Source organism: Paraprevotella clara YIT 11840 (assembly GCF_000233955.1).
Lineage (GTDB): Bacteria > Bacteroidota > Bacteroidia > Bacteroidales > Bacteroidaceae > Paraprevotella > Paraprevotella clara.
Map to the genome: position 1 here is coordinate 1 of NZ_JH376705.1, position 475 is coordinate 475.

1 protein-coding gene is annotated in these 475 nt (G+C 41.5%); it reads left to right on the plus strand.

Annotated features, from left to right (window positions below; genetic code table 11):
- Positions 1 to 475 (plus strand): amidohydrolase family protein (locus tag HMPREF9441_RS18860; RefSeq protein ID WP_008623650.1); only part of this gene is annotated, 475 nt, incomplete at both ends.

The window sequence follows — 475 nt, forward strand, 5'->3', positions numbered from 1 at the left end:
TTTGGCGAACCAGGCTATGAAGAGAGAGAGACCTTGGCTAATGGTATGCTGACCGCTGAGAAGAGTGGCTTTACACATTTGCTTATTAATCCGCTTACACACCCTGTGACTGACAGTAAGGCGGCCGTAACTTATATAAAAGATAAAACGCGCTATTGTGTAGCTACAGCTTACCCTATAGGAGCACTAACAGTAGAGAGTAAAGGAGAATATTTGGCAGAATTATATGATATGCAAAGCGCTGGAGCAGTGGCTTTTGGCGATTATAAAAAACCTATAAGCAATAGCAACCTGCTGAAAATAGCTCTACAGTACACACAGCCCTTTGATGGTATTGTAATTTCGTTTCCTAACGATACTAAGATAATGGGCAAAGGCGTAGTAAACGAACACATAGAGGGTACGCGCTTAGGGCTAAAAGGTATTCCTGCTTTAGCAGAAGAACTATGTGTAGCAAGAGATTTATCGATATTAG